Source organism: Phytobacter sp. V91, from assembly GCF_965644225.1.
Taxonomy (GTDB): Bacteria; Pseudomonadota; Gammaproteobacteria; order Enterobacterales; family Enterobacteriaceae; genus CBFFRJ01.
Genome location: NZ_CBFFRJ010000191.1, coordinates 1 through 6,844, shown reverse-complemented (window position 1 = coordinate 6,844; position 6,844 = coordinate 1). Strand labels below are relative to the sequence as shown.

Genomic DNA, 6,844 nt, shown 5'->3' with positions numbered 1-6,844 from the left:
GTGGTGGGTGATGACGGGATCGAACCGCCGACCCCCTCCTTGTAAGGGAGGTGCTCTCCCAGCTGAGCTAATCACCCACTTCTCAATTTCTTGCTACACGGCGGATACTACATAAAGTAGTTGGTGGGTGATGACGGGTTCGAACCGCCGACCCCCTCCTTGTAAGGGAGGTGCTCTCCCAGCTGAGCTAATCACCCCCGCTGTGTGGAGTCGCATTATAGGGAGAGTTGAAAATGAGTCAACGCATTTTCAAAAGAAATTGTTCGTTCGTCGTAAAATTAGACAAAGCGCTGTTTAATCGTACCTGCCCGCATGATTTGTATACAAAATACATATGAATAGCCGTGATTTTGGCAACAACATTGAGGATTAACCTCACGGTGATAGAATATCGCCGACTCCATTTCCAGGATTTGCCGGTTTTCGGCATATTTATTAAACGTAAGGCCATTTCATGAAAATCAAAACTCGCTTCGCGCCAAGCCCGACCGGCTATCTGCATGTTGGCGGCGCGCGTACTGCCCTCTATTCCTGGCTTTTTGCACGTAACCACGGCGGTGAGTTCGTGCTGCGTATTGAAGATACCGACCTTGAACGCTCAACGCCGGAAGCAATCGAAGCCATTATGGATGGAATGAACTGGCTGAGCCTTGAGTGGGACGAAGGTCCGTACTATCAAACCAAACGCTTTGATCGCTACAACGCGGCGATTGATGAAATGCTGGCGGCAGGTACGGCTTATAAATGCTACTGCTCGAAAGAACGTCTTGATGCGCTGCGCGAAGAGCAGATGGCGAATAATGAGAAGCCACGTTATGACGGTCGCTGCCGACACGGCCATGAGCATCATGCGGCTGACGAACCCTGCGTTGTGCGCTTTGCTAACCCGCAGGACGGTTCTGTTATTTTTGACGATCAGATCCGTGGCCCGATCGAGTTCAGCAACCAGGAACTCGATGACCTGATCATTCGCCGCACCGACGGTTCGCCAACCTACAACTTCTGTGTGGTGGTGGATGACTGGGATATGGAGATCACTCATGTGATCCGTGGTGAAGACCATATCAATAACACCCCGCGGCAAATCAACATTCTGAAAGCGCTGAATGCCCCGGTTCCGGTTTACGCTCACGTGTCGATGATCAACGGTGACGACGGTAAAAAGCTGTCCAAACGTCATGGCGCGGTAAGCGTTATGCAGTACCGTGACGACGGCTACCTGCCGGAAGCATTGCTCAACTATCTGGTGCGTCTTGGCTGGTCCAGTGGCGATCAGGAGATCTTTACCCGTGAAGAGATGATCAAACTCTTCTCACTGGGCGCCGTCAGCAAATCGGCAAGTGCTTTCAACACTGAAAAATTGCAGTGGCTGAACCATCACTATATTAATGCGCTGGCGCCGGAATATGTGGCGACGCATCTGCAATGGCACATTGAGCAGGAAAATATCGACACCCGCACCGGCCCTGAGCTGGCTGAACTGGTGAAACTGCTTGGTGAACGCTGCAAAACCCTGAAAGAGATGGCTGCCAGCTGCCGTTACTTCTATGAAGACTTTGCTGAGTTTGATGCCGATGCGGCGAAAAAACACCTGCGTCCGGTTGCGCGTCAGCCGCTGGAAGTGGTGCGTGACAAACTGGCGGCTATCGACATCTGGTCTGCTGAAAACGTCCACCATGCGATTCAGGCAACTGCCGATGAGCTGGAAGTCGGCATGGGTAAAGTCGGGATGCCGCTGCGTGTTGCGGTGACCGGCGCGGGCCAGTCTCCAGGTCTTGATGTTACTGTTCACGCGATTGGTAAAACCCGCAGTATCGAGCGCATCAACAAGGCGCTGGGCTTTATCGCAGAGCGCGAAAGCCAGCAGTAAAATCTGCAGCACACCAGCAGTCACTAAAAACGGCAGGGTAATCCTGCCGTTTGTCTGTCCGGAGAACGCTGGCCTGTCCGGGGGCGATTAACATTTTTAGTCAGGCTCTTTTCGTTGTTGAATGAAGTTATCGGACAGGTCTTTGCTGACTATTTTGACGTAACCTGCCGTGAAATTGCGGCTAACATCAGGCGGCGTAACACACCTTCGCGCATCCCCTCCATTATGCATTGACTCTTCTGACCGTTGTTTCTCAGTGACTTTGATACCCATCTTCAGCAATTTTCACATTCGTGAGCAGGCGCTTTCTGTGAGGTGATGTTATCAATATGTTTCATTTAAGTGTATATTTTCGATGAGAATTAACGTGTGATTATCTGAGCTTGTCTTCATGATGTTCCCTCATTGCCTTTCCTTTTTGTTTTTAAATTTTATTTATTAATTAATTGTTTGAATAGGATTTATATCCTAAATGTCTAATATCTGCACCGATGTTACAGAAAGAAATAAATTATGTGCAGTGGGTCATAATCTCGTATTTTTGTACTGAAAAAGCATTGATAATTCGCGTCGCGAAAAATACTCTTGCAGGCAGAAAGCGGGGGGTTTTTAACCGTCAGCTTAAGTTTTTTTGATTTGTATTTTTCTTGCAGCCTGCTTTGCAGGACGCATTTTGAACGTCAAAGAGGAATTAACATATGCGTACGTTTAGTGGTAAACGTAGTACGCTGGCGCTGGCTATTGCAGGCGTCATCGCACTCTCCGGCATGGTCGTAGCGCCCGGGACTTATGCTGCCGGTTTTATTGATGACTCCACACTCACTGGTGGTGTTTATTACTGGCAGCGTGAACGGGATCGTAAAGACCCACTCGATGGCAATAAATATAAAACCAACCTTTCTCATTCAACCTGGAATGCCAGTCTGGATTTCCAGTCTGGTTATATGGCCGATATGTTCGGACTGGATATTGCGGCCTTTACCGCAATTGAAATGGCGGAAAATAGCGCCAGCGGGCACCCGAATGAAATCGCCTTCTCATCAAGAAACCGAACCTACAGCGAAGATTACAGCGGTGATAAAAGCGGTATCAGCCTGTATAAGGCCGCTGCGAAATTCAAACTCGGTCCGGCCTGGGCACGTGCTGGTTATCTTCAGCCGAGCGGGCAAACGCTATTAGCACCCCACTGGAGCTTTATGCCCGGCACTTATCAGGGGGCCGAAGCTGGAGCCAATTTTGACTACGGCGATGCGGGAGCGCTGAGCTTCAGCTATATGTGGAGCAATGAATATAAGGCTCCGTGGCACCTTGAAACCGATAAGTTCTATCAGAACGATAAAAAGACCAGAGTTGAGTATCTGCACTCTCTGGGGGCTAAGTACGACTTCAAAAACAATCTGTTACTGGAGGCCGCGTTTGGTCAGGCGCAGGGATATGTCGATCAATACTTTGCGAAGGCCAGTTATAAATTTGATGTTGCCGGCAGCCCGCTTTCCACCAGTTATCAGTTCTACGGCAGTAGGGATAAGGTCAGCGGTGGCGTCAACGATCTGTACGATGGCACCGCCTGGCTACAGGCGCTGACTTTTGGCTACAAAATCGGCCAGGTTGATCTGCGTCTTGAGGGAACCTGGGTTAAAGCGGAGGGCCAGCAGGGTTTCTTCCTGCAACGTATGACTCCCACCTACGCCTCATCTAATGGTCGACTGGATATCTGGTGGGATAACCGTTCCGACTTTAACGCCAACGGTGAAAAAGCGCTGTTCTTTGGCGCAATGTACGACCTGGCGAACTGGGATCTGGCAGGCTGGGCGGTCGGCGCTTCCTGGGTTTATGCCTGGGATGCAAAACCGGGACGCATGGCGTCGCCTGATGCCTGGTACAACCCGGACAACCGCCTGAAGGAGTCGGCATACAGCCTTGATGCCAGCTATACCCTGCAGGATGGTCGGGCGAAAGGGACGCAGTTTAAGCTGCACTTTACCCAGTACGATAACCATTCTGATATCCCGAGCTGGAGCGGCGGCTACGGCAACGTCTTCCAGGATGAACGTGACGTCAAATTTATGGTGATTGCTCCCTTTACCATTTTCTAATCCCCCTTCTGGCGGGATGTTCTCCCGCCGATAATGCCAGCTTATAAGGAAGAAGATATGAGAACAGTACGTTTAAGCATTATGAGCAGTGTGATGTTTGGCCTGCTCGGAAACGGAATGGCGCAGGCGGATCAGGGGACCGTCGACAGGATTAGCCAGTTTGCGCTGAATTACGCTATCAAAGATAACCATGCGGCGCTTAACGGCGTTGACTGTGCGAAGTTGGGGGCCGACTGGGCCTCCTGTAATAAAGCGACGATCACCCTGACCAACCCCGGTGACGCCGTGACCAGTAAAGACTGGGTTATTTATTTCCACAGCATTCGCCAGGTTCTGCAGGTGGCGAATCCGCAGTTTAAAGTGACCCACATCATGGGGGATCTGCATAAGCTGGAGCCTGGGGCTTCTTTTACCGGTTTTCCGGCCAGGGCGTCTGTTGAGATCCCGATCGTCAATGAATACTGGCAGCTGTTCATGACCGATGTGCTCCCGCGCTGGTATGTCAGCGCCGAAGGCGCAACGGCGAAAACGATCGCCAGTACCGATACCGAAGACTTATCGCAGTTTGTTAGCCCCTTACCCGCTGAGCAGTGGAAGCGTACGCCGGACGATAAAAATATTCTGATGACCGCTGAAGCGCGGTTTGCAAAAAACAGCGATGTAAAAACGCTGAACCTCTCCTCGCTGCGGGGACAGATCCTGCCGACGCCGAAGCAGATTAAGGTCCATAACCAGGATGTGGATTTGGGGGCCGGGGTGATGCTGGATCTCTCCGCTCTGGAAGAGGATGCGCAGCAGGCAATTCATTCCCGCTTTGCGCTACTGGGTGTAAAAAAGGGCAGTTACCCCATCCGCACTGAAGTTGCTGGTTCCGGTTTTAGCGGCGATGATGCGGTCTCTGGCGCTTATCGGTTGCAAATTCGTTCCGGGGAAACCGTCATTACCGGCTACGACAGAGCGGGTGTGTTCTACGGTTTGCAATCGCTGCTTTCTCTTATACCAACCGACGGCTCGTTCACTATTGCCACACTTGAAGCGAAGGATGCGCCGCGCTTTGACTATCGCGGTATTCAACTCGACGTTGGCCGTAATTTCCACAGCAAATCGGCGGTATTGCGTCTGCTGGATCAAATGGCGGCCTACAAGCTGAATAAATTCCACTTCCATCTTAGCGATGACGAAGGCTGGCGTATTGAGATCCCGGGACTGCCGGAATTAACCGATGTTGGCGGTAAACGCTGCCATGACCTGAGCGAAAAGACCTGCCTGCTGCCGCAGTTGGGCTCCGGGCCGGACAGCAATAATAATGGCAGCGGTTATTTTACCCGGGCTCACTATATTGAGATCCTCAAATACGCCAGAGCCCGTCATATTGAGGTGATCCCGGAGATCGATATGCCCGCGCACGCCCGTGCTGCGGTTATCGCGATGGAAGCCCGTTATGATCGGTTGATGAAAGCGGGTAAAGAGAAGGAAGCCAGTGAATTCCGCCTGCTGGATCCGAACGACACCTCTGTCACCACCGGCGTTCAATACTATAACCGTACGGGCTACCTTAACCCATGCCTTGACGCCTCGCGTAATTTTGCCGCCAAAGTCATTGGCGAGATCCAGCAGATGCATCAGCAAGCCGGGCTGCCGCTAACGACCTGGCACTTTGGTGGCGATGAAGCGAAGAACATTTATCTGGGGACCGGCTATACCGACCAGAAAAATCCAGAGGCCGGTAAAGGAATTATCGACCAGAGCGTACAGGATAAGCCCTGGGCGAAATCGCCGGTTTGCCAGCAAATGGTGAAAGAGGGGCGTGTGGCTGATGTGGAACACCTTTCCAGCTATTTTGCTGTCGAAGTCAGCAAAGAGGTGAAAACGCATGGCATCAACACCATGCAGGCCTGGCAGGATGGGGTGAAGGATGCAAAAGATGCGTCGGTATTTGCAACAGACCACGTCAACGTTAACTTCTGGGACACGCTCTACTGGGGAGGCTTTGATTCGGTTAACGACTGGGCCAACAAAGGATTCCGGGTGGTGGTTTCTAATCCGGATTATGTCTACCTCGACTTTCCGTATGAGGTGAATCCGGCGGAGAGCGGCTATTACTGGGGAACGCGCTTCAGCGATGAACGTAAAATCTTCAGCTTTGCACCGAATAATCTGCCGCAGAATGCGGAAACCTCCGTTGACCGCGATGGCAATCCGTTTACCGCCAAATCGGAGAAACCCTGGCCGGGCGCTTATGGTCTCTCAGCCCAGCTGTGGAGTGAAATTGTGCGTACCGATAACCAGATGGAGTACATGATTTATCCGCGACTTATTGCGGTGGCCGAGCGGGCATGGCACCGGGCTGCGTGGGAGCAGGATTACCTGGCCGGTCGTGAATATGCTGGCGGTAAAACACAGCATGTTGATGTGAAAATGCTGGAAAAAGACTGGCTGCGTTTTGCTAATCTGGTCGGCCAGCGTGAACTGGCAAAACTGGATAAAGCGAAGGTGCACTATCGTCTACCGCTACCGGGTGCCCGTGTGGTCAACGGGGTTCTGGAAGTGAATACCAGTTTTCCGGGGCTGGTGGTGCAATACTCCACCGACGGTGGTAAAAACTGGCAGCGTTATAATGACAAAGTACGCCCGCAGGTTCATGGCGAAGTACAGGTTCGTACATTGAGTCCGGACGGCGGTCGCGTCAGCCGTGTTGATAGCGTAAAAGCGTAACGCCCTCAGTCTGGGGCAGATGCCCGGTCAGCAATATGCTGAGCGGGCATTTTTACGGTGACAAACAAAAAAGCCAACCCGTAGGTTGGCTTCAGATTGCTGACGAACCCCACGTTTTTCGTGGGGTTTTGTTTTTGTAGCGACCGCAGGTCGCGATCGCGAT

General features: G+C 51.8%; 3 protein-coding genes and 2 tRNA genes. 3 read left to right on the top strand and 2 right to left on the bottom strand.

Translation table 11 applies throughout. The features are described from left to right. Window position 1: 1 nt before the first annotated feature. Together ACSZO4_RS24010 and ACSZO4_RS24005 are read right to left on the bottom strand one after the other, a co-directional pair. A tRNA-Val gene (locus ACSZO4_RS24010) sits at window positions 2-77 on the bottom strand. A 44-nt stretch (window positions 78-121) separates the two neighbouring features. Then, window positions 122-197 (bottom strand) — tRNA-Val (locus ACSZO4_RS24005). 257 nt (window positions 198-454) lie between these two features. On the opposite strand from ACSZO4_RS24005, the gene gltX reads away from it, so the two are divergent. The 3 genes from gltX to ACSZO4_RS23990 all read left to right on the top strand — a co-directional run bounded on the left by gltX (window position 455) and on the right by ACSZO4_RS23990 (window position 6,681). Beyond that, window positions 455-1,870, top strand: coding sequence for a glutamate--tRNA ligase (gene gltX / locus ACSZO4_RS24000; RefSeq protein ID WP_437891588.1), 1,416 nt, complete (start codon window positions 455-457; stop codon window positions 1,868-1,870). A gap of 698 nt (window positions 1,871-2,568) precedes the next feature. Beyond that, window positions 2,569-3,966, top strand: a complete 1,398-nt coding sequence (gene chiP, locus ACSZO4_RS23995; RefSeq protein WP_437891587.1) for a chitoporin ChiP — start codon at window positions 2,569-2,571, stop codon at window positions 3,964-3,966. Window positions 3,967-4,023: 57 nt separating this feature from the next. Further along, the gene (locus ACSZO4_RS23990) at window positions 4,024-6,681 is read left to right on the top strand and encodes a beta-N-acetylhexosaminidase (RefSeq protein WP_437891586.1); all 2,658 of its coding nucleotides are present in this window, start codon (window positions 4,024-4,026) and stop codon (window positions 6,679-6,681) included. Window positions 6,682-6,844: the final 163 nt, after the last annotated feature.

Excerpts from the sequence above, each read along its gene's own strand:
- gltX (WP_437891588.1), top strand. The coding sequence starts at position 455 with ATGAAAATCAAAACTCGCTTCGCGCCAAGCCCGACCGGCTATCTGCAT.
- chiP (WP_437891587.1), top strand. The coding sequence starts at position 2,569 with ATGCGTACGTTTAGTGGTAAACGTAGTACGCTGGCGCTGGCTATTGCA.
- ACSZO4_RS23990 (WP_437891586.1), top strand. The coding sequence starts at position 4,024 with ATGAGAACAGTACGTTTAAGCATTATGAGCAGTGTGATGTTTGGCCTG.